This window comes from uncultured Sphingobacterium sp. (genome assembly GCF_964277905.1).
GTDB lineage: Bacteria > Bacteroidota > Bacteroidia > Sphingobacteriales > Sphingobacteriaceae > Sphingobacterium > Sphingobacterium siyangense.
Window position 1 is genome coordinate 64,955 of the sequence record NZ_CAXYKD010000005.1, and the last position, 21,897, is coordinate 86,851.

Sequence of the window (21,897 nt, forward strand, 5' to 3'; positions counted from 1 at the left end):
GGGCTTTTTTGCTTTTTTTGCCTATTTCATGTGCATGATGTGTCTTGTAGTCCTATTGAATCCTTATCGCTATTTCAAATTATACCCAATTGTGGGATTGTATGTATTTAGCCTTTGTGTTGAATTATTGATTTCCTAACCGATTAAAATATGCCTGCTAATAAAAAATACCTCAGTACGCCCTTTCAGCGGTTCCTGAAAATTACAGCCGGATTTATCGGTGGTTATGTTGTCATGCTCTCTTTCCACGTCTTGGTCACACATATTTTTGAGAAAAAGGATGTAGTTGTCACGGCTTGCTTCACGGGCTATCTCCTATGGGCAGTACTCTTACTGTTTGCTTTCCTTGCAAAGAACGGATGGAAAATATGGGGGCTATACTTACTCTTAGCTGCAGTTTTTTCGCTTCCTTATTTTTTCAACATGTAATTGACCATGAATAACCGAAATTATAATATCTATTTCAATACGCATACCATTAGTGGCATTATCATTTGCGCTATCCTGTATGTGATATTTTTTGCGGGATCATTTGCATTTTTTAGGAATGAAATTGCTGCCTGGCAGAATAATACGTCCTATAAGACCTATCGCGAAGATCACCAAAACTTTGATCGTTTGCTCGATTCGCTCAAAGGACAAACAAATTTGCATGGACGCGATATCACGTTTTATATGCACCGGGAAGGGACCTCAGCTTATGTAGGCTTGAGCGCATCTAACGATAGTATCCTCAACAAAGAAAATCTAGCAAAGGTAACGCCAGAACAGAAAGCAGCAAAACAGAAGGGTCGCAGAAGAGGTGGAGATGATGATTCAAAGAACTTTACCTATAATTTTGCAAATAAGAAGTCAGGTGACTATACGCAGAATTACGATATGGGCGAATTTCTGTTCCGCTTGCACTTCATGGCTCAGCTTAATCAGGTGCCAATTCGCGTAGGTATAGCCCCCTTTGGTTATCTTATTGCTGGAATTACCGCTTTTATTTTCCTATTTGCTCTTATTACAGGATTATTGTTGCATTGGGACAAAATCGTCTCAAATTTCTTCGTGTTCAGACCCTTTAGTAAATGGAAAACGGTATGGACCGATATGCATACGGCATTGGGTGTTATCGGTTTTCCGTTTCAATTTATCTTTGCGGTAACAGGTACGTTTTTGATCATTAATTCTGTCCTGGCTTTGCCGCTGAGCAAGTTGTTGTATGATGGTGATCAACAAAAAATGTATCAAGAGATGGGGGTTAGTGTCGAGACCGATTTTCCTTATACCTACAAACCTTTAAAAGCAGACATTAAGATTGCTCCATTTTTGGATCTGGCAAAATATAAATGGCCTGAATCCGATTTTCAGCGCATTACGATCAAAAACTATGCAGATTCCAATATGCATGTTGTCATGGAGCTGGATCCGCAGTTTAATAAGAGCTTTGCTGGATCCGGTATATTGTCTGTGAGAGCTATCGACAATAAAATTGTGGCCGAAAAATCCCCGATCAGTGATGCTACTTATGCCGATGGTGTCCGCAGCCTTTTATATCGCCTGCATTATGGTGATTATGGCGGTTATCCGCTTAAGATGGTATACTTTATTTTAGGGGTTATGGGCTGTTTGGTCATTATCTCTGGTATATTAATCTGGCTGGTAGCACGTGACAAAAACAACGTAATTCCACGAAAGCGAAAATTCAATTTCTGGGCGGCCAATATCTTCACGGCAATATGTCTGACGATGCTGCCTGTCACAGCATTGACTTTTATTGCCATTAAATTGAGCCCAGAGGTTAATCAGGATTTTATTTACCGTGTGTATTTCTATAGTTGGCTCGTATTTTCACTGTATTATATTATCAGGAGAAGCATCCGAAGAACCAATCGTGAGACATTGCTGGTTGGAAGCATATTGGCATTTTTTATTCCGCTTGTCAATGGATTTATAACTGGTAATTGGATTTGGGATACATTTCGCAATGGACAGCGGGATATTTTTGTCGTCGACTTTCTATGGCTTATGATCGGTATTATTGGTGTAATCGCGTTTAACAAGACTAAAAAATTCTTTGAGACTATTCGTTAACAAAGATTCTTTTCTCTCTGCGAAGTAAGTATACTTCGTTTCTTAATTCCAAGGGCGCCCACAAGGTGCCCTTGGAACGTTTATAGGGTAAGGCTTAGGAAAAATCTTTGATGCCATGTTGATCTTTGATGGAAAAGTGGTAATTTTTCCAAAGAAGGTCCCAATGATATTCCTCCTTTCGTTCAGGCCGATGATGTTGATGAAATAGACTGGGATTGATTTACTTGGAGTATGGCTTTCTTAGCGTACAGCTTTGAAAAATCGCCCAAGGCGCATCAGATCCTGTGCAGTCTTTTCGTTCCAGTCCACGGCATAGTTGAGCCGAATACAGTTCTTAAACTGATCATGCTGCGTAAACATCCTTCCTGGAGCAAAACTCAACTTTTGCCTAAGGGCATAATCGTAGAGCAGGGTCGAGTCTATTTTAGGGTCCATCTCTAGCCAAAGTACAAACCCACCCTCAGGCTGTGACATTTTTGTGTTTTCTGGAAAATGGGCCTCAATGCTGTTTCTGAAATTGATATAATTGCTGTACAGTTTTTTTCTGAAGCTATTGAGGTGATGGTCGTACCTGCCGATCTGTAAGAATTTGGAAACCGCCTCTTGATAAATTGCAGGCTGCGAAATCGTCTGTATGAGTTTTTGTTTTAGGATTTTATCCTTGTATTGCCCGGGCTCAACCCATCCGAGCCGAAAACTTGGCGCCAATACTTTGGTAAATGATCCACACCACATCACCAGTCCCTCTTCATCAAAATATTTGCATGGCTTGGGCCGTGACGAACCGAAATAGATGTTTCCATACAGGTCGTCTTCAATCAATGGAATATGGTGGTGTGCGAGCAGTTTGACCAGTTCCTTTTTATGCTCATCGGGCATGAGCGCGCCCAGTGGATTGCTAAAGTTGGTAACAAAGCAACAGACATCAATTTTATGAATAACTTTTTTCAGGGCATCTAATTCAATTCCCGTAATAGGGTGGGTCGGAATCTCGATAGTTTTAAGCCCCAGTAGTTGAAAGGCCTGAATAAAACCAAAATAAAGGGGGCTTTCCACCGCGATGGTGTCGCCGGGCTTAGTGACAGCCCGAAGGCAGCTGTAGATTGCATTCATCGCTCCCGAGGTGATAATAAGATCCTCATCACTTATTTTTCCTTCAAGTACCAATGACCATTTGGCAATTTCTTTCCGCAAGCTTGGACTCCCCTGTACCTGTCCGTATTGATCACCGTAATCATGCAGTTCATGAACCGAATCTATAATGCATCGATTGAGTTTCTGAATCGGAAGTAATGATGCACTGGGTAAACCCAGTGAAAAGCGTGTAATTTCCTTGTCTTCCAGGGAGTGAAAAACTTTATCGATCAATGCTGCAGGATCTTGTTTCTTTTCGTCGATTTTAAACGTGGAAATAGACGGAATAGCCATCCGACGAAGCCCCGACCTGCTAACGAAATAGCCTGATTTTGGTCGTGACTCAATGAGAGATCTACTCTCTAATTCCATATAAGCGCTTTTTGCTGTATTTAAACTTACATTGTATAGCTTCTGAGCGCTCCGGACAGAGGGCAAACGATCTCCATAGACCAAAGAGCCATTTTTGATCTGGCTTTCAACAATATTGGCTATTTTCTTATATAACAGTTGCTGCTCCATGCTTATGCTAATTTACTGTTTCTGTTTTGATTTAACCAGTTGTTATATCGATGGATTCCTTTTCTGAGCAATTCTTCCGAACCAAATAGATCAATCAACTGGTGCTCGAAGAAGGATTGTGCTTTGTCCCTGAATACTTTGAAGAGCGTGTCTGAAATAGGCGCTTCATAAGTAATTTCGATCGATAACAGATTTTTTTTGCAGATCGTTACGGACGAAAAAGCTGTTAATTGATTACATTGATCGAGTGCCATAAAAGGCATGCCTATGGAGTCTGAATCCAGTTGTTTTTTGTTGAGTATTTCTTTGATAAGTGCTAAATCAGAAAGATCCACTTGTCTGATCAGATACGGTTGATTTGCAGTTGTCGCCATAAGAATAAATCTTTTTGCTAATTTAAGAAGGGTACAGGATGCTGTTTAGGTACAGAGTGCTGTTAAAATAAGGGTACAGAAAAAAATAAGATGACCATGAGTTTTTTTAATTTCCATTTGAGATCTTTACACTAGGAAAAGGATATCTCTGGATCCATAAATTATGAACTCGTATGCATAGCTTGTTTCCTTTATTTATCGCGATGATCGCGATCATCGTATTGATCGAAATGTGGGCCACCAGACTACGGATAGCCTATCCCATTCTCTTGGTTCTGGCGGGGCTATTGATCAGTTTTATTCCCACTTTGCCCGTAGTGACAATTGATCCGGATGTCATCTTCCTCATTTTTCTACCACCACTGCTCTGCGAGGCCTCTTGGTCTATTTCGTTTAAGGAGATGAAGAAATGGTGGCGTATTATAGGGAGTTTTGCCTTCTTGGTTGTATTCTTTACCGCACTTTCCGTTGCGGTGGTTGCCAATTATTATATACCGGGGTTTACACTAGCACTGGGTTTTCTGTTGGGAGGCATTGTATCACCGCCGGATGCTGTCAGTACAGGGGCAATTATGAAATTTGTAAAAGTTCCCAAAGCCACTTCTGCTATCTTGGAAGGCGAAAGCCTATTAAATGATGCTTCTTCCTTGATCATTGTACGTTTTGCCCTTATTGCCGTTGGGACGGGGCAATTTATATGGGGACGAGCTGCGGTATCCTTTATCTGGATGCTTGTCGGTGGTGTGGGTATTGGCTTATTATTGGGTTGGTTCTTTATTCAGGCACACAAACGTCTACCTACAGATGCACCGTCGGACATTGCACTTACCTTGATTGAACCCTACTTTATGTATTGGATTGCGGAGCAATTCCATAGTTCAGGTGTGTTGGCTGTTGTTGCTGGAGGTCTTTTGATGTCCGGTCAGCGGTTGACATTTCTCAATAGTACGAGTCGGGTACGTGGTCTGAGTGTCTGGGAGAGCTTTGTATTTATCTTAAATGGTATTGTATTTTTTATTATTGGATTGGATCTTCCGGAGATTGTTGATGGTCTGCGATCCAATGGAACTTCACTGCGGGAAGCTATCGGGTACGGTCTTTTGGTAACGGCAGTATTGATTCTTGCCCGTATCATCAGCTCATATGCGGCAATGATTGCTACCCTAATTTTCCGTCCTGCTGTCGCGCCAAGGTCACGGTCCCCTAAACAGCGTTTTCTAATGCCCCTTTTGTTGGGCTGGACCGGCATGCGCGGGGTTGTATCACTGGCAGCAGCATTATCTATTCCTGTTGTTATGAACGGTATGGCTGTTCCGCAGCGAAACCTGATCTTATTTATCACCTTTGTGGTGATCTTATCCACGCTCTTGATACAAGGACTTACCTTGCCCTACTTGATCAAAAGGACCAGGCTATTTGAAACTTTTGAAGAAGAGCCCGAGGAGCTGGTTCGTACTCGCATGAAACAAGGTTTAAAACATCATGTTTACCAATTTCTAAAAGATAAACATGAGAAAGAGCTGCATAATCGCGATGTTATGGACCGTATTTTGAAACATTGGGAGGAAAAGGTGAATGCGGCGGATGATTCCTGGATGAACGAAAAAACGAAAGTGATATTTATGGAGCTTTTGGATGTGCAACGGGAGTATCTTCAGAAGCTAAACTGTGAGTCGACCATTGATGAGGGGATTGTTCGTTCGCAGTTATATCAACTCGACTTGGAAGAAGAGCGATTGCGGCGGATCTAACCATGTAATTGTGTAAAGCGACCGACGAGAATAATACTTGTATAACAAAAGGCTCCAAAGGAGCCACGATAAAATATGAAAGTAATCATAACAGGAGCCACCGGAATGGTTGGCGAAGGCGTTTTACTGGAATGCCTCCAAAACGAAAAGGTAACAGCTGTGCTGAGCATTTCGCGTCGTACCGCGGCTATTCAACATCCTAAATTGAAGGAACTTTTGGTCGAAGACTTTACTAAACTTTCCCTATTTAGAGATGCCATTGCAGGGTATGATGCCTGTTTTTACTGTGCTGGCGTGAGTTCTGTGGGAATGAAAGAAGACAAGTACCGTTATATTACTTATGATACGACACTGGCTTTTGCAAAGTCCCTGCTGGAAATTAATCCGGAGATCAGTTTTATTTATGTGTCCGGAGGAAGCACCGATAGCACGGAGCAAGGCAAGGTGATGTGGGCTAGGGTTAAGGGTAAGACAGAAAATGATCTGGCCAAATTACCGTTCAAAAAGGAGTATAACTTTAGACCGGGGGCAATGACGACTGTTGCAGGGCAAAAGCATGCCAATCCCTTTGCTTTTGTGGCCAAAATCATCAAGTTTTTTGCCCCTTCGGCAGTACTATCCTTGCATGAGGTCGGAAGGGCGATGATACATGCTGTGGAAAGAGATGGTGTGAAGAATATATTGGAGATTAAAGATATTCGCGCTTTGGCTTAAACCGTTCGGGATGTTATGGCTATGCCCATTTCCAGTTTAGTTCTTCCCGATAGTCTATTTGAAGGCGCTGACAAAGTTGCTGCAGGAAAACGTTGAATTCAGCGATATCTGATAGTTGATTTTTTGGAAAAAATAATTGGTCAGCCATTTTTAATTTTATAAAAAATGCCGAGGACGTTTCCGTTATATATTCAAATTGGGTGAATTGATATTTAGCTTCCATTTGATCACTTTTGATTTCCAGACAACCATCTTCAAAAGTGATGGTATGGACAAGGCCGATGCGGTTTTTGAACTCTTTGCTCCTGACATATCTGGTGCCGTATCTCTTATAGTATATTCCCAGGTATTTTTGAAAAAACAGGAACGCGAGTAGGCCGACAAGGATAATTAGAATTGCCAGAAATTTTTCATAATAAAAGAAGGGAACAGCGAGGATCAGCATCAGCAACAAGAAAAGTAAGCGGGCATTCTTACGGGCATTGATGATCTGTGGAGATTTGGACATGCTAAAAAGTATGGCTTCCAATTGATCTTGTTCGGAAAGTGTTAGTTTCAGTTCTTTCATAAGATAAAAATATCAATTTTTTGGATTATTCAATTTTTTCGAGCAGCTGTTGGCTGGAAATTTTCTCAAAATAGATTTCCATCTCTTCGTTACATTTTTCGATAAACGTTTTGGGGAATTCTTAAAGGTTTCAACTGATGGATTTTTGCGGATTCAATCACATTTAAAGCAATATTAGATTTTATAAAAAAATTTTATAAAATTGATATTCACCAAAAGTAATGCTTTTTGGTGAATATACTCACTAAAAAGCATTACTTTTGGTGAATATAAAATGGGTTATGATACAGCGATTAATCAAAAATAATTTGGAGCAAACACTTTTTAAAGGAAAAACTATCCTATTAATTGGTCCGCGGCAAGTAGGTAAAACTACACTGATCAAAGAGATACTCTCTGGTGGCGATTATTTGTTTTTGGATGGAGATGATCCCTTGATAAGGACTTATCTAAATAACCCTAATACAAAAGAGATTGAAACAATTATTGGTCAAGCTAAAGTGGTATTTATTGATGAAGCACAGCGCATCGAAAATATTGGTTTAACGGCAAAAATTATACACGATCAATTTAAAGATGTGCAGCTTATTCTAAGCGGATCCTCGGCTCTTGAGCTGAAAACGCATACACATGAACCATTGACAGGACGTAAGAGAGAGTTCAATCTATTTCCTATTTCCTATGCCGAATATGAGAATAATACTGGTTTTCTTAATGCTGCAGGCGATTTGGAAACTAGATTGGTTTATGGATTTTACCCAGAATCGATAACTAGCCGCGGTGAAGAGCGGGAAGTCCTCAATGAGATTTCTCAAAGTTATTTATATCGGGATATTTTAGCCTTGGCGAATATAAAAAAGCCAGAAGTTCTCGAAAAAATCCTTCAAGCTTTGGCTTTTCAAATCGGATCTGAAGTTAGTTATAATGAAATTGCCCAGCTGACAGGAGTTGATAAAAATACCGTGTCTAATTATATCCATCTCTTGGAAATTTCTTACATTATATTTCCCCTGACATCCTTTAGCCGAAACCTGCGTAATGAAATAAAGACAAATCGAAAGATATATTTTTATGACAACGGAATCCGCAATGCTGTGATACAAAACTTTAATCCAATTGAATTAAGAGATGATGTGGGTGCCCTTTGGGAGAACTTTTTGATTTCAGAACGCTTAAAAAATAACAGTTATAGCCGGCATTTTGTTAATAAGTACTTTTGGCGAACAAAACAGCAGCAAGAAATTGATTACGTAGAAGAAGCGAATGGTAAAATAACTGGCTACGAATTTAAATGGAATCCTAAGGCGAAAGCAAAAATACCATCAAATTTTGTAGAAGCCTATAGTGCAGATGTTCAGGTAATCTCAAAGGATAATTTTAGAGCGTTTATTGGTCTTGAATAGCATTTGAATCATGGTGCTCAGGCTTCTGTTTTAATCTCTTTTATTCAATTTTTTCGAGCAGCTGTTGGCTGGAAATCTTCTCAAAATAGATTTCCATCTCATTGTTACATTTTTCGATAAACGTTTTGGTGAGTTCCTGCAATCTTAGGATGGTTAGCGGATTCGCTTGGTAATTTGCATTGTACCTAAATTGCTGTTGTGCTTCCGTAATGTTTTTAAAGGCTTGAAGATGATCCTCATGATCTAGGCAAAATGTTGCGTAGGCATCAGGGACTATTAATTTGCAGAGTGTCATCAGAAAAGTCAGGTTGACACGTTGCGGTTTGTATTGGATGACGGAATTGATTACCCCGAGACAAGCCTGCTCCAACGCTTGCGATAGCATATAATATGAGGCCTCGATGCTTATTGACGACCAGTCTTCCTCGTAGGGTAAATATAATGTGCGCGCATTATTATAGCGCGTCTTCCATTGTTGATGTACATAATCCAGATTAAGCTGTGGGGCTACGATGCTTTCCAGATCGATATTTGCAATTGATGGATTCTGAAGCCAGATGTCACCGGCTTTCAGGAGCGAAAGAAAAAAGGGATGACCCTTTGAGAGCTGTTTGCTGAAAGCGGTGGCGTTTTCAAGGGCTAGCGTAAGCGTTACATTGTTGGGGAGCAAATCCGTAATGAGCTGCGTTAGATTATTGATCTCGGCGTTTAAAGTATCATAAGCGACAAAAATATAGTAGGCATGCGTAATGCGGTCATTTTTGGTTCTTTGGAGCGCATTATGGTATTTGTGATGATCGGAGTCATAGCCAAAGCAAGCCACCAGGGCCGGAATACAATAAGATTCTATTGCGTTAAGAATAAGGTCTCGATAATTGGCGTTACAATAGTTTTGTTTGTATATTTCATTGTTATTTTTGCAATTTTCTACTTCGTTGTTAGCAGCTGGAACTGGGTTAAGTTTTGACTTAATTTCTTCGAACAAAAGATTGGAATAATCGTAGATCCAGTTTAATGTATTGATAGCAATTTGATAGGCTGTTTCTAATACAGCTTCATCGATAAAATAGTCAAAGTGATATCGATAGTCAATGTAAGCCTTGTTGATTTTCTCCAAAGCTTGTTTGTTTTCCATGTTATCTGCTAATGTGCCGAGGCGATCGTCGAAAGCTTTAAGATAGTTTATATGGTTTTTTAGCGAATGAGACTTTTTATCCTCAACGACGAGGATATTTTCTGCTGTTCGAAATGCAAGTTCTAAAGCTTGGTGTAGCATGAATGCTGCATGTGCATAATTTTTATGCTCGAAATAGAAATTGTAGCCATCTATAAAAGATCGAATCTTGCCCTTTTCCTTATCGATATATGTCCGTGTTTTTTCAATGACTTCATCACTTTTATTATTTGGTAAGACAAGGGGTATATCTTGCACAGGATTCTGATAAATGCGGTTTTCAGGTTGGCAAATAAGATAGGCCCGGCCTAAACCTTGATCCATTTTTTGTTGTATTTCATGCGTGAAGTTCACATTGATATATACATTGGGATAGGAACCAACGGTTTTGTTTATCAGACTGTTTGCATCTGAAAATCGAATTCCGGCATTTGACGTAAGATTGATCTGTAGCATCTGATACTTTTTACCATCGTGGTCAAAAGTCCAATGGTAGATTTCATCGACAGCAACGGCACGAAGGATTGCCTCGATAATGGGGTTAATATCGGTGTTCATAATATGGATTGAATAAATGGGCTTTATATTTCTGTTTCTAGAAGAACTGTTTGTTTTTGATTTAGAGATTCTATCTCTTCAGAAAAAGCTGTTAAATAGGCGAGTTCTATTATTTTGATCATAGTCTGGTAAATTCGTGTACTGTAATCTGAATAGGCGCCGGTATATCGGTTTTTGGCGAGGCCATAGTTGATCCATTCATATAAGATTTCATTCCATTCTTGTTGATCGTATGTTTTAACTGTTGCCAATAGTGCTGACAAAGGATGGTCTAGTTCTTCATTCGATACATAATAAAGTATAATCTCCTCTTTTGCATGCCTAATCAAAATTGATTGGCATTCGGGCAATATCGAAGATGAATTGTCTATTCTGATTGGAAGGATAGGGGATTCCTTAGATGTATTGGATAACATTTCCAATAAGGCGTAAAGGCAGGCATAGTTAAAGAGTAAATTCGCGCCAGAAAATTTACTGTTTTCATGATCAGCAGACCAGAATTCTTTTTCGTCGATGACCGTTTGGTACCAATATCGGATGTCTTCTCGCCAGCCATTTAGATCGTCTCTATCAAAGAAATCTTTTAATGCTGAGATGGAATAAGGTTGGGAAGCAAGCCATTCGGGCAATATGATACTTTTTTTTGGGTTAAGTATTTCGTCTTCTGTTTCGTCCAAAGATTGCTGGGCTTGGCACTGCTCATTTGCAATGTCTTCTTGATTTTCTTTAACATAGTCTGGAAGTATTTTATTTTCATAGATCTTTCCGAGAGAAGCCGCTAGACGCAGTAAGAATTCTTTTACAGCAAGTATTTCATGACCGTTATTACCTAAAAAGCCATTATCTCTGTCTCCTAAACTTATCCATAATTCATCAAGAATGTCGTACCATTGTTGTAAAGACTCATAAGAAAAAAAACGGCTAATGCTGTCTGCTGCAGTATCAATATTACGTGCCGATGAGCCTGTTGCTAATAGCTGACTCCAGTGGTCTGAAACGCCTTTGTTGAACTTCAGCGGTTGTTCTATTGTTTTTAGTTTACATTTCCTAAAAATGACATATGCCAATTCTACCTGTTCAATTAATTTTTTGGTAAGATATCCGATAGAGGAACATGGTGGGTTCATCTTTGCGTTTGACGCCGCGTTGATTAGCATATTTAGGTCTGCTAACCAGTCAGGTATGGATGTTTCGCTTTCAAAAAACTCTATAAGATACTTCATCGGATCGTCGATGTATTCTTGGGTTAAATAGCGAAAATGTTTCGCTTTTAGTTTCTTTTGCGTATTTTTCATCAGATTATATGTTTTAAAGTTGATGAAACTGCTGCGTAGGGCTAATAACGATCCGTGCACCTGATCCAAAGCCTTATCGGTTTCATTTGTAAGTTTTTTGGTTAATGTTGTGTTTATAATTATCAATAGTTAAGCTAATTTAAACACTAATTTTCGATTAAACAAATTTTATATTGATAATTATTGATTATGAGTTCTTTTTTAACGAGAATTAAAGTTATTGCAGATAGAGAAGGACTGAGCGTAACAGCCTTTGAAACTGCCGTTGGAGCCAGTAGAGGCGTATTTACACGTGCCTTAACCAACAATACAGATGTACAGGCGAAATGGTTAGTTAGTATTGTTGAAAAATATCCAGCATATTCTTCCGAATGGTTGTTAAAAGGCGAAGGCGAGATGCTAAAGCCTGTTCTTGCTCAGGAAGAGGAACAGGAAGGCTATCTGACAAATGAAATTGAAGGCGTTACTAATGCCGTTGTCAATTCCTTAAAACAGGTTATATCGTCACAAAACATCACTATTAAGTCTCAAGAGAAGACAATTATTTCGTTGGAGCGATTATTGTCGATTCAAGAGCAGGAAATAAAGTCGTTAAGAAATAAATAAACAGTCTGTATTTAAAAAAAGGATATCGGTGAATGTAAAGGAACGTGTGCTGCTTATTGCTGAAACCAAAGGGATCAGCAAAACCGAATTCTTCAAAGAGGTGCAACTTTCCTATGCAAACTTTAAGGGAGGGCAGAAAAATACTGCACTCAGTTCGGATGCCATGGTTGCTATATTGTCCAAGCATCCCGATATTAGTCCAGCCTGGTTACTCATGGGTGAAGGGGCTATGATGCGGAAGGATGAGAGGAATGTAGTAAGTGGTCCACCTGCCGAAACTGCTCCAGCCACAGCCGAAGGCCTCGGAATTTATAAGCAGCTGGTCAATGCCTTAGAGCAAACGGTCAAGGCACAGGAAAAAACAATCCAGTCATTGGAAGGACAGGTGAGTTTATTGCAGCGCAAATAGCCACATCGTGTAGTTTAGAAACCAAATAATTTCCTCCCAAAAAAATACCTGATTCCGGTGATTTCATTGGCCTCCTTTTTGTTTTAATTTCGTTATTGCAACGGTGCGTGCTTGGCCGGCAGCCAGGAAAAGTTTCTGTTGCATTTATAGATGTCTCGTTCCCTGCTGTTGATCGCAATGGAGCGGCCACTAGTCATGTATTCAAAGAATTAATTTTATGTCGGAAAAAGTATTTGTTATATGCTGTCTGCTTTTAGCTTGTTTTGTGCATCAGGCAGTGGCACAGCCAGCGGGTCAACGGCCAATGTATACCTCAACATGGGGGCACCTTTACCGTGAAGCAGGAAACAGTAAAGACCTCTTGGGGGTTTTCCCGACCGAGGCACCTGTCTACCTGCTAGATTCCACCAATACACAGTATAAGGTGCAGGTGAGTAATGGGGATATCGGCTATATTGACCGTCAGCCCCTCAAAAGTGCAATGTTCGGAAAAAGATCTGCCGGCGAGCCAAAACAATATTTCTACCGTGGAACAACAGATGCCCAATGCCCACATTTCTATGTGCAGGTGTCGCAATTGCGCGTGCGTAAGGCTCCTAATACGACAAGTACCGCTGTGCGTAGGGCAGGGCTCAATGAAATGGTCTGTATCGATTATGTGCCGCTCTACACAGATGGATGGGTCTACATTGGAGACCATTTTCATGAAAGTCCGGAGTATATTCAGATGAAATTTTTGGGGTCTGAACTAACGTATGACAAGGTGCTAAAAGAATATCTGGCCGTAAAAGGAAAGGACCAGGACAAAGAGCTTGCAGCAGTTGGCCGCCTGCGTGAGATCGGGTGGACCAAGTATCCCAAGTTAAAACAGGCCCTTACTTATTGGAAGGAATCTTATGCTCAAGCGGGAATAGTAGATCCCAAAGTTGATATAGACTTTGAATTACTCTTGGCCAATAAATTCCAAAATGAGCTCCAGTCCGAAGTCTATGCAAAGAAACTGAAAGCGTTGAACTTCCATTTTGAATGGAAAGGAGTGTCGTTATCTGATGGCAAGATTACGGATGGGCAGATGAAGCAACTCGCTTTGCAACGGGTTTCCGAAATCCCCGACATGCCCGAATGTGGTTGGGAGCCGCGGTATTACTATAAAACACCGAATATGATCGTTGCCTTCGAAGAAAACTATAAGGGGAAAGTGGTCGGTGCGATATATAAGCTGTTTTTTAGTGATGGCGAAACCATTGTCATGGGCAACGAGCGAATGGATGCCAATTACGCAGAAAAAGACTTTGTAAACCACTTTGGTGAACTGCTTTCGGCAGATTGGATTTCAACGCCACATACGTACTATATTCAAAATGGCGATGCCGGGTTATTTATTTTCAGATTTGTTGATGGAAAACTGGCCGGCTATGAGTGCATGTATTATTGTTAATACTCCGAAATTGTGTCGGGTTCATATATAGATTTCCAAGCGTTTGAAAATATCTTTCGTTTGTGATGTGAGTAAGGATTTTATTAACGAGTAGGAACAGGGATGTTCAAAAAATAAGGCCCTTTGAAGGGGAATTAAAACTCCGCTTTCAAAGGGCCTTTGGATGTTATTGAATTCTTAAATTAGACTACTTGCATTTCAAAGAGTTTTGCAATATGTCCTTTCAATTTTTCTTTCACGTCTTCCATATCGACTTCTTTGCCAAGTTCCCGCTTTAAAGACGTTACATCCTTATCGTCTATACCGCAAGGAATGATGTTGCCAAAATAGTCAAGGTCTGTGTTGACATTGAATGCAAAACCATGCATGGTCACCCAGCGTGAAGCGCGAACCCCCATCGCACAGATTTTGCGTGCCGTCGGTTTATCGGGCTCTATCCATACACCGGTAAACCCGGGATATCTCCCAGCTTCGATACCGAAATCAGCACAGGTCAGTATGATCGCTTCTTCCAGTGTACGCAGATAAAGATGTATATCGGTAAAGAAGTTGTCGAGATCCAGGATCGGGTAACCAACAATCTGTCCCGGACCGTGATAGGTAATGTCACCACCCCGGTTGATCTTGTAGAATTTGGCCTCTTTCTCTTCGAGCCCTTTTTCATCTAACAGCAAGTATTCTTCGTGCCCGCTTTTCCCCAAGGTATAAACATGGGGATGTGCTGTAAAGATCAAGTAATTCGGGGTACTGGTTGCTGTCGCGTTGACCCTATTGTCGTGCTTAATGTCCAATACGCCCTTAAAGATGGATTCTTGTCTGTCCCAGGCTTCCTGATAATCGACAAGACCCCAATCTTGAAACTGCACCTCTTTGTTCATTTTGTATTTTTTTAAGCTGTGAATGGACATTAAGACCATTCACAGCATTGTTTCTCAAAATTAATACAATAAGTTATTGTATGGGTAACGCTCATTGTGCATCTTCACAATGATATCGTAAAGTTTTTGTTTGAACTCTTCGATATTCGTTTTATTTGTTGCTGACAGAAAGATTGCGGGATCTGAATTTTTTGCCATCCAGGAATTACGGAAATCATCCAATGTGACCTCAATCTCCTCGCCATCGTGTCCTTCTTCGACGGCCGGTTTATAAAGGTCAATTTTGTTGAACACCGTAATCACTGGTTTGTCCAGCGCTTTAAGATCCTTCAATGTTTCGTTTACCGCCTGGATATGATCTTCAAAATTCGGATGCGAGATGTCGACTACGTGAATCAGGACATCGGCTTCCCGAACTTCATCCAATGTGGATTTGAAACATTCCACCAAGTGATGCGGTAGTTTGCGGATAAAACCAACGGTATCTGAAAGCAAAAAAGGAAGGTTGTCGATAACAACTTTACGTACTGTCGTATCTAATGTTGCGAAAAGTTTATTCTCGATCAATACATCAGACTTGGAGATCATATTCATGATCGTCGATTTTCCGACATTGGTATAACCTACCAAAGCTACACGGATCATCTCACCACGGTTTTTTCGTTGTGTCTCGTTTTGCTTGTCGATTGCTTTTAGGCGTTCTTTGAACAAGGAAATTTTGTCCAGGATGATCCGTCTATCGGTCTCGATCTGTGACTCCCCCGGACCACGCATACCAATACCCCCGCGCTGACGTTCCAAGTGGGTCCACATACGGGTCAAACGAGGTAAAAGGTATTGCAGCTGTGCCAATTCTACCTGTGTCTTCGCCTGTGCTGTTTTGGCGTGTCGGGCAAAGATGTCCAGGATGAGATTGGAGCGGTCCAATATCTTGCGTTTCAGTTCTTTTTCAATATTACGCAACTGCGAAGGTGAAAGCTCATCGTCGAAAACAACGATGTCGATTTCCTCGGCTTCGACGTATGCTTTTATTTCTTCCAGCTTTCCGCTACCGACAAATGTAGCGCGATCTGGGAAGCCCAGTTTCTGTGTAAACATACCTTTGGTCTCGCCACCGGCAGTCTGCACAAGAAATTCAAGTTCCTCCAAGTATTCCTTTGCTTTTGTCTCCGTCACACTTGGCGTGATGACACTCACCAAGACGGCTGTTTCGGGTTTTATAGCTGTATCGTGTATTTTAAATCTGGCCATTTTGTACTATTAAGTCTTTCAAGTGAAGTCGGCAGGTCATTAAGCTTTACACTGTATGCTATTGCCTACCTCTTGTTATACGTTCACTTTTTAATTATTTTCAATGAGCTCGCAAGCCCGGTTTTTGTTTGAAAAGGTAAATTTAAGAATTTATGCGTTTGTACACCACACAAGACTGATGCCGATTATGACATAATTCTCCATTAACCAATAAATTTCCTGTGATTTGCTTACCAGGGCAACTCAAAATATGTAAGCGTTCGGTCGCCATCTTTTGCCTAGTAAAAGAAGGGATATTTTTCTATATCATGTTCATAATGATGCAAAAGTAAATAAATTTGGTTTTATATACAAAAAAGATAAATTGTCTTCAAAAGCTAATTAACAACAATTCGTATCCTATTTATGTCAAGGAGCGGCCTTTAGATTCCAATGCGCTCTGTTTATTCACTTAAACACGTTATCGATTTATTTGCTGGCCCCGTTTTTTGTCGCGAAAATGACATGCGGTTAAGAAATCTTATCCCAGGCAATGCCATCGGATTTTCTTGCCAGAAAGCTTCGCAGCAAATGATTCTTTTCACTTTGTAGTGTTGGGTCTTCTTTGAAGATAGCAATGACGGTGTTACGGCATTCGGTAAGCAATGCCTGATCCGTCGCTAGGTTCGCCATCTTGAGGTCAAGTACACCCGACTGTTGGGTGCCTGATATGTCGCCTGGACCACGTAGCTGTAGGTCGACTTCCGCAATCTCAAACCCGTCATTGGTACCCACCATTGTATCCAGCCTTAATCGTCCTTCTTTGCTCAGCTTATTGCCCGACATCAGGATACAGAAAGACTGTTCGGCACCACGGCCTACGCGGCCACGCAATTGGTGCAGCTGGGATAATCCAAAACGTTCGGAATTTTCAATGACCATGACCGATGCATTGGGAACATTAACTCCGACCTCGATAACGGTGGTGGCAACCATGATCTGCGTTTCATGTTTGACAAATCGTTGCATCTCAAAGTCTTTATCTTTTACGGGCATCTTGCCGTGAACGATACTGATCTTGTATTGTGGTAGTGGAAATTCGCGTTGCAAGTTCTCAAGGCCTGCTTCTAGATAAATCAGATCCAGTTTTTCGCTTTCCTTGATGAGGGGATATACCAGGTAGACCTGCCTCCCTTTGGCGATCTCCTCGCGCATAAAACCAAACATCCGCAAACGCGAACTTTCAAAAAAGTGAACAGTCTTGATTGGTTTACGCCCTGCAGGTAATTCGTCTATCACGGAGATGTCCAAGTCGCCGTACATGGTCATCGCTAGTGTCCGTGGAATTGGTGTGGCTGTCATGACCAGCATATGCGGTGGAATGATATTCTTCCGCCAGAGTTTGGCCCGTTGTTCCACGCCAAAGCGGTGCTGTTCGTCAATAACGACAAAGCCCAGGTTTTTGAACTGCACCTTATCCTCGATCAGGGCATGGGTGCCAATTAAAATATCTAAGCTGCCATCTTCCAGTGCCTGGTGGATCAAGCGGCGTTCCTTCGTGCTTGTGGAGCCTGTAAGTAGCTTGATATTGACGATATCATCGCCTACGAGCTGCTTTAGTCCATGATAATGCTGTGTCGCCAGAATTTCTGTTGGTGCCATCATGCAGGCCTGAAATCCATTGTCGACAGCGAGCAGCATACTCATGAGGGCAACAACTGTTTTGCCGGATCCGACATCGCCCTGCACAAGCCGGTTCATCTGAGCACCTGTATTGGTATCGATACGGATTTCCTTCACAACGCGCTTCTGCGCGCCTGTCAACGGGAACGGAAGGCGCTCATTAAAGAAAGTGTTGAATTTTTCACCGACTTTATTGAAGCGCTGGCCTTTAAACTTCTGGGTATTGAGCTGTTTGTTGTTGAGCAGCTTGAGCTGTATAAAGAATAGTTCTTCAAACTTGATGCGTTTAATCGCTTGGTTCAGCTCCTTTTGATCGCTCGGAAAGTGTATGGAGGCGAAAGCCTGCTGCCGCGAAATGAGGCCATGTTTAGTGAGAACTTCCTGAGGAAGCGATTCACCAATACTACGGAATACGATTTCCAAAGCCGTCTGCTGTAAGCGCTGTATGCCTTTGGTATCCAGATTGAACTTTTTGAGTTTCTCCGTTGAAGAATATACAGGCTGTAAGCTCATATTGCCGACCTGTTTTACCTGCGGGTTGTACAGGTCCATTTCGGGATGAGTAATGGATAGTTGTCCATTGAATTCACTCGGCTTGCCGTAAATAATATAGGCCGAACCTACTTTCAGTGATTTTTGGAGCCATGGGATAGACTGAAACCAGACAAGTTCCATAGAGCCGGTTTCGTCCTTGAATGAACCGACAAGGCGTTTTGTCTTTTTCTCACCCACGAGCTGTAAAGAAACTAGACGGCCCAGGACCTGTGCTGCCATCATGTCTGGTTGGAGTTTCCTAATTTTATGGAATTCCGTACGATCGATATAACGGAAAGGATATTGCGTCAGTAGATCACCAATGGTAAATACCTGCAACTCTTTCTTGAGCACATCTGCCTTTTGTGGACCTACACCTTTGAGGTATTCTATGGGGGTAATTAAACTTAATTCAGCCATTCTTCTAGAATGGCTAAATTACGAAAAATTTAATTTTTACGATTTATATACTTCTACAAATGGCTTGCCATCCCTGCATTGAACTGGTCTGGCCATATTTGGACAGTCCCCTTGACAGGTTGTTTTCTCCAAACGCAGTTTGCTTTCCATGAGACGGTTATAGAGCGCTATTTTTTCTATCATCTCGTTTGATCGGATGGTTTTGTGTATCGCAATTCCTTCCATACAGCAGCCTGTACGTAAAAAACTGCTGATCCAATCGTTTGGATTCGAGCAGGTAACGTCTTTATAGAACTCTTTTAGCTCCTTGAGTCTTTTGGGTAGTTCTGCGTTGATTTCTTCAAGTGATAGATCGTAAGCAAAACGGAGTGCAGCTTTACCGTTATAACAGACTTTCCCCACAGGTGGATTGGGCGCTGGTATTGATAGGCGTTGTGCATCATAGGGCGTTTTTCCTTCACGTTCGGCTGCTTTATTTAGCTCATCTTGGAGATGATCTAATTCGTGATTCAATTTTTCGAATTGGTTTTTCAGTGAAGAATGCACGAGGTAATATGTATAATATGGACGCTGTACAATTTCAAATTCTTCAATATTTGTGCAGGGAACAGATTCAAGCAGCTTGTTGATTTCCTGGGCTTTTGCAGTGACTTGCTCATTCCAATATTCGTACGATTTAGAACTATCTTTCGAACAGGCAAAGAAAATTATAAGTCCAATAATCGGAAGTATAAAGATTATTTTTTTCATGTTTGGTTAATTGGGGTTTTTACTATTTTTATGTGTAAAATCTGTCTATTCGTATTTAATCGTTGCCTGGCCTTCTTTGCAGATAATACCTGTTGGTTTTTGATAAGGGGCACAACTTATTCGGGGAGCCATCATAGGCTGGTATATTTCCATCAGTTTGTTGTTGTCATTGATCATATTCTGCAATTTTGTTTTGTCTACGGATTTGTGGTAGGGGAGATAACTTATTCCGCAGATTGTCCGTATTTCCATCATTTCCCATTCCGTAGCGTCAGTACATGATTTTGGGCTAGCAAAGGCTACGATTTTGCTGTACTTCTCATTGGAAAGCGACTCAAGTTCCTTTTCTGTTTTATCCTTGTAGGGGTTTTCTAAATGTGATTCCGATTTACAGACAACAAATAGCAGGCTGCAGGCTAAGAGGGTGGTTATACCCAAAATGGATAGATTTTTCATAATATTCTTCTTGGTTTTTTAACTAAACGGGTAATTTTTGATCTCTGCTACAGGAGGTCTCTATTAAGTTTTTGTTAAGGGAACTTGGAGTATGTCGCAGTAGCTGTGAGAAGAGAAGAGAAGAGAAGAGAAGAGAAGAGACTTGGTTAAAGTTGGAGGGTAGGTATTAATTGCATAAAAAGAGGGCTGTCCAATCATTTTGGACAGCCCCGTTTGAGAATTTATTCCGGATCATTTCTCGATTAGAAATTACCCTTATTTACATCCCACCAAAGTCTGGTACCGCCGTTGTCAGGTCCGCCCAACAAGGAAATTGCAGATTGTACTTCAGCTGCATTTGTATTGTATTCATTTTGTGGGAACGGTAAACGACGGATCTGTATTTTAGTATCGATCAGTCCACCGCTATTGTTGACAACAACTGGGAATAGACGAGGATATCCTGTACGGCGGAATTCACTCCAAGCCTCTTGTCCTTCAGGGAAGATCGCCAACCATTTTTGTGTGATAATACGTTCCAATTTTTCTTCATTGGTAGCACCCTCATTCCATTTGATTGTAAGAGCACTTGGTGAATCTGCATTATTCTTTGCATTGAAAGGATCCTCGTAAGCTGCTGCTTTACTTGTATTATCATTTAGGTAAGTGCTTAAACCTGAAGTTACACCCCATTGCGTAAAGGAAGTTTCCACTCCTTTTTCATAAAGTGATTGCGCTGTTCCGCCAGCATTGTTCCAACCTCTCAGTGCTGCTTCGGCACGTAGGAAGTAAACTTCAGCGGCAGTCATCAATACCGGTGCTGTTGTCGCTACGAAAGTAGGCGTTGTACCTTCGGTATTCAAAGCGGATAGTTTCTGGTATTTATCCTTTTCGATACCATCAGCTCCTGTGCGGATTCCAATGTATTTACCAGCGAAAGCTGTTGTGGTAGCATCTTTAATGACAGGTGCCATGTATTTGGAGATACGCGGGTCATTCAATCCTGTCATATAAGACGAAAGCGTCGCATTGATACGGGTATCTGCCCAGTTTTTGGAAATAAACCAAAGTGGATTGCTGTAGGTTCCATCTGCAGGTACAGTGATCTTGAAGTTTTCGCTATTGCTTTCCAATACACCACCATTTGCTGGGTCCAATGCTTTCTCAGCCTGTGTTTTCGCTAACGTCGCATCGATTTTAACCAAACGCATCGCTAAACGAAGGCGCAATGAATTGGCAATTTTCAACCAATTTTTAAATCTGACCTGATTATCTGTATTCGGAAATACAAGATCGATCTGGTCAATTTTGGCAGCCATTGGACTATCTGCTTTGTACGATTTCAATGCGGTTACAGCCTCATCAAGCTCTTTGAAGAAAGCAGCATATACATCGGATTGTTTGTCGTATGGAACGGTATTGGAGGTACCTACTTTACTATATGGAATAGGACCATAGATATCTGTCACCCGACTGGCCGCTTCTACTTTGATCACCAAAGCAGAACCCCATAATGCAGGATAGGTTTCTGCAAGTCCATTGCTTTTTAATTTTTCAATGGATTTGATAACGTTAAGATATAAGACCTGGAACGGTTCGCCATTCCATCCATTAACCATCGCATAATTCAGGTTGTTTTGTCCGCTATTGAAAGGCGTAGGTGACATGAAAAAGCCTGAAAAAACGTCTGCATTCAGGTTTTGTTGTACCTGATAGGAGTTAGGGTCTCCAGCACCGGAAAAATTATAGATAGACATTTGTGCATTTCTGAGAAAAAGCACAAGATCCTGTCCATCACCTTTTAAATCTTCGTCGGTAAGCCCAATATTGTTTTTATTGTATTCTTCGAAATTCTTTGTACAGCTGGTCAATGTTCCTCCGAGAAGTAACAGGGCAAGCGAGAATTTAGATATATGTTTGATATTAAATTTCATTGTTGATC

Annotated in this window: 19 protein-coding genes; 8 read left to right on the plus strand and 11 right to left on the minus strand. The window is 41.1% G+C overall.

The window, feature by feature from the left end:
- Positions 1-150 precede the first annotated feature (150 nt).
- Positions 151-429, plus strand: a complete 279-nt coding sequence (locus ACHWSC_RS03810) for a hypothetical protein (protein WP_201667068.1) — start codon at positions 151-153, stop codon at positions 427-429.
- A gap of 6 nt (positions 430-435) precedes the next feature.
- Positions 436-2,079 (plus strand): PepSY-associated TM helix domain-containing protein, encoded by a 1,644-nt coding sequence (locus ACHWSC_RS03815; RefSeq protein WP_394675830.1) that lies wholly within the window; start codon positions 436-438, stop codon positions 2,077-2,079.
- Between the two features lie 240 nt (positions 2,080-2,319).
- On the opposite strand, the gene ACHWSC_RS03820 is transcribed toward ACHWSC_RS03815, so the two are convergent.
- Both ACHWSC_RS03820 and ACHWSC_RS03825 read right to left on the minus strand, forming a co-directional pair.
- Positions 2,320-3,735 (minus strand): PLP-dependent aminotransferase family protein, encoded by a 1,416-nt coding sequence (locus ACHWSC_RS03820; protein WP_394675831.1) that lies wholly within the window; start codon positions 3,733-3,735, stop codon positions 2,320-2,322.
- A gap of 2 nt (positions 3,736-3,737) precedes the next feature.
- Positions 3,738-4,109 (minus strand): hypothetical protein, encoded by a 372-nt coding sequence (locus ACHWSC_RS03825; protein WP_394675832.1) that lies wholly within the window; start codon positions 4,107-4,109, stop codon positions 3,738-3,740.
- 173 nt (positions 4,110-4,282) lie between these two features.
- On the opposite strand from ACHWSC_RS03825, the gene ACHWSC_RS03830 reads away from it, so the two are divergent.
- Entirely contained in the window at positions 4,283-5,860 is a 1,578-nt protein-coding gene (locus ACHWSC_RS03830; RefSeq protein WP_394675833.1) for a Na+/H+ antiporter, read from the plus strand.
- A gap of 75 nt (positions 5,861-5,935) precedes the next feature.
- Positions 5,936-6,574, plus strand: a complete 639-nt coding sequence (locus tag ACHWSC_RS03835; RefSeq protein WP_394675834.1) for an NAD-dependent epimerase/dehydratase family protein — start codon at positions 5,936-5,938, stop codon at positions 6,572-6,574.
- A gap of 19 nt (positions 6,575-6,593) precedes the next feature.
- On the opposite strand, the gene ACHWSC_RS03840 is transcribed toward ACHWSC_RS03835, so the two are convergent.
- Entirely contained in the window at positions 6,594-7,142 is a 549-nt protein-coding gene (locus tag ACHWSC_RS03840) for a hypothetical protein (RefSeq protein ID WP_394675835.1), read from the minus strand.
- A gap of 281 nt (positions 7,143-7,423) precedes the next feature.
- On the opposite strand from ACHWSC_RS03840, the gene ACHWSC_RS03845 reads away from it, so the two are divergent.
- Positions 7,424-8,545 carry an ATP-binding protein gene (locus ACHWSC_RS03845; protein ID WP_394675836.1) on the plus strand — a complete coding sequence of 374 codons (1,122 nt, stop codon included), beginning with the start codon at positions 7,424-7,426 and terminating at the stop codon, positions 8,543-8,545.
- A 40-nt stretch (positions 8,546-8,585) separates the two neighbouring features.
- Here ACHWSC_RS03845 and ACHWSC_RS03850 read toward each other — a convergent pair whose 3' ends face one another.
- Together ACHWSC_RS03850 and ACHWSC_RS03855 are read right to left on the minus strand one after the other, a co-directional pair.
- Positions 8,586-10,277 carry a HEPN domain-containing protein gene (locus ACHWSC_RS03850; RefSeq protein ID WP_394675837.1) on the minus strand — a complete coding sequence of 564 codons (1,692 nt, stop codon included), beginning with the start codon at positions 10,275-10,277 and terminating at the stop codon, positions 8,586-8,588.
- Positions 10,278-10,300: 23 nt separating this feature from the next.
- The gene (locus tag ACHWSC_RS03855; protein ID WP_394675838.1) at positions 10,301-11,572 is read right to left on the minus strand and encodes a hypothetical protein; all 1,272 of its coding nucleotides are present in this window, start codon (positions 11,570-11,572) and stop codon (positions 10,301-10,303) included.
- Between the two features lie 189 nt (positions 11,573-11,761).
- Between ACHWSC_RS03855 and ACHWSC_RS03860 the strand changes: the two genes are divergently transcribed.
- The 3 genes from ACHWSC_RS03860 to ACHWSC_RS03870 all read left to right on the plus strand — a co-directional run bounded on the left by ACHWSC_RS03860 (position 11,762) and on the right by ACHWSC_RS03870 (position 14,025).
- Positions 11,762-12,178: a hypothetical protein gene (locus ACHWSC_RS03860; protein ID WP_182982262.1), complete on the plus strand. Its 417-nt coding sequence runs from the start codon at positions 11,762-11,764 to the stop codon at positions 12,176-12,178.
- Between the two features lie 28 nt (positions 12,179-12,206).
- Positions 12,207-12,587, plus strand: coding sequence for a hypothetical protein (locus ACHWSC_RS03865; protein WP_394675839.1), 381 nt, complete (start codon positions 12,207-12,209; stop codon positions 12,585-12,587).
- Positions 12,588-12,804: 217 nt separating this feature from the next.
- A complete protein-coding gene (locus ACHWSC_RS03870) occupies positions 12,805-14,025 on the plus strand; it encodes a hypothetical protein (protein WP_394675840.1) in 1,221 nt (406 codons plus the stop codon).
- A 182-nt stretch (positions 14,026-14,207) separates the two neighbouring features.
- On the opposite strand, the gene lipB is transcribed toward ACHWSC_RS03870, so the two are convergent.
- From lipB to ACHWSC_RS03900, 6 genes are all read right to left on the minus strand, one after another.
- A complete protein-coding gene (lipB, locus tag ACHWSC_RS03875; protein WP_075995011.1) occupies positions 14,208-14,903 on the minus strand; it encodes a lipoyl(octanoyl) transferase LipB in 696 nt (231 codons plus the stop codon).
- Between the two features lie 60 nt (positions 14,904-14,963).
- Positions 14,964-16,154, minus strand: a complete 1,191-nt coding sequence (hflX, locus tag ACHWSC_RS03880; protein ID WP_075994499.1) for a GTPase HflX — start codon at positions 16,152-16,154, stop codon at positions 14,964-14,966.
- A gap of 510 nt (positions 16,155-16,664) precedes the next feature.
- Positions 16,665-18,770 carry an ATP-dependent DNA helicase RecG gene (gene recG, locus ACHWSC_RS03885; protein ID WP_394675841.1) on the minus strand — a complete coding sequence of 702 codons (2,106 nt, stop codon included), beginning with the start codon at positions 18,768-18,770 and terminating at the stop codon, positions 16,665-16,667.
- Between the two features lie 36 nt (positions 18,771-18,806).
- Positions 18,807-19,520 (minus strand): hypothetical protein, encoded by a 714-nt coding sequence (locus ACHWSC_RS03890; RefSeq protein WP_394675842.1) that lies wholly within the window; start codon positions 19,518-19,520, stop codon positions 18,807-18,809.
- Between the two features lie 45 nt (positions 19,521-19,565).
- Positions 19,566-19,976, minus strand: coding sequence for a hypothetical protein (locus ACHWSC_RS03895; RefSeq protein ID WP_394675843.1), 411 nt, complete (start codon positions 19,974-19,976; stop codon positions 19,566-19,568).
- Positions 19,977-20,218: 242 nt separating this feature from the next.
- Positions 20,219-21,889, minus strand: a complete 1,671-nt coding sequence (locus ACHWSC_RS03900; RefSeq protein ID WP_394675844.1) for a RagB/SusD family nutrient uptake outer membrane protein — start codon at positions 21,887-21,889, stop codon at positions 20,219-20,221.
- Positions 21,890-21,897: the final 8 nt, after the last annotated feature.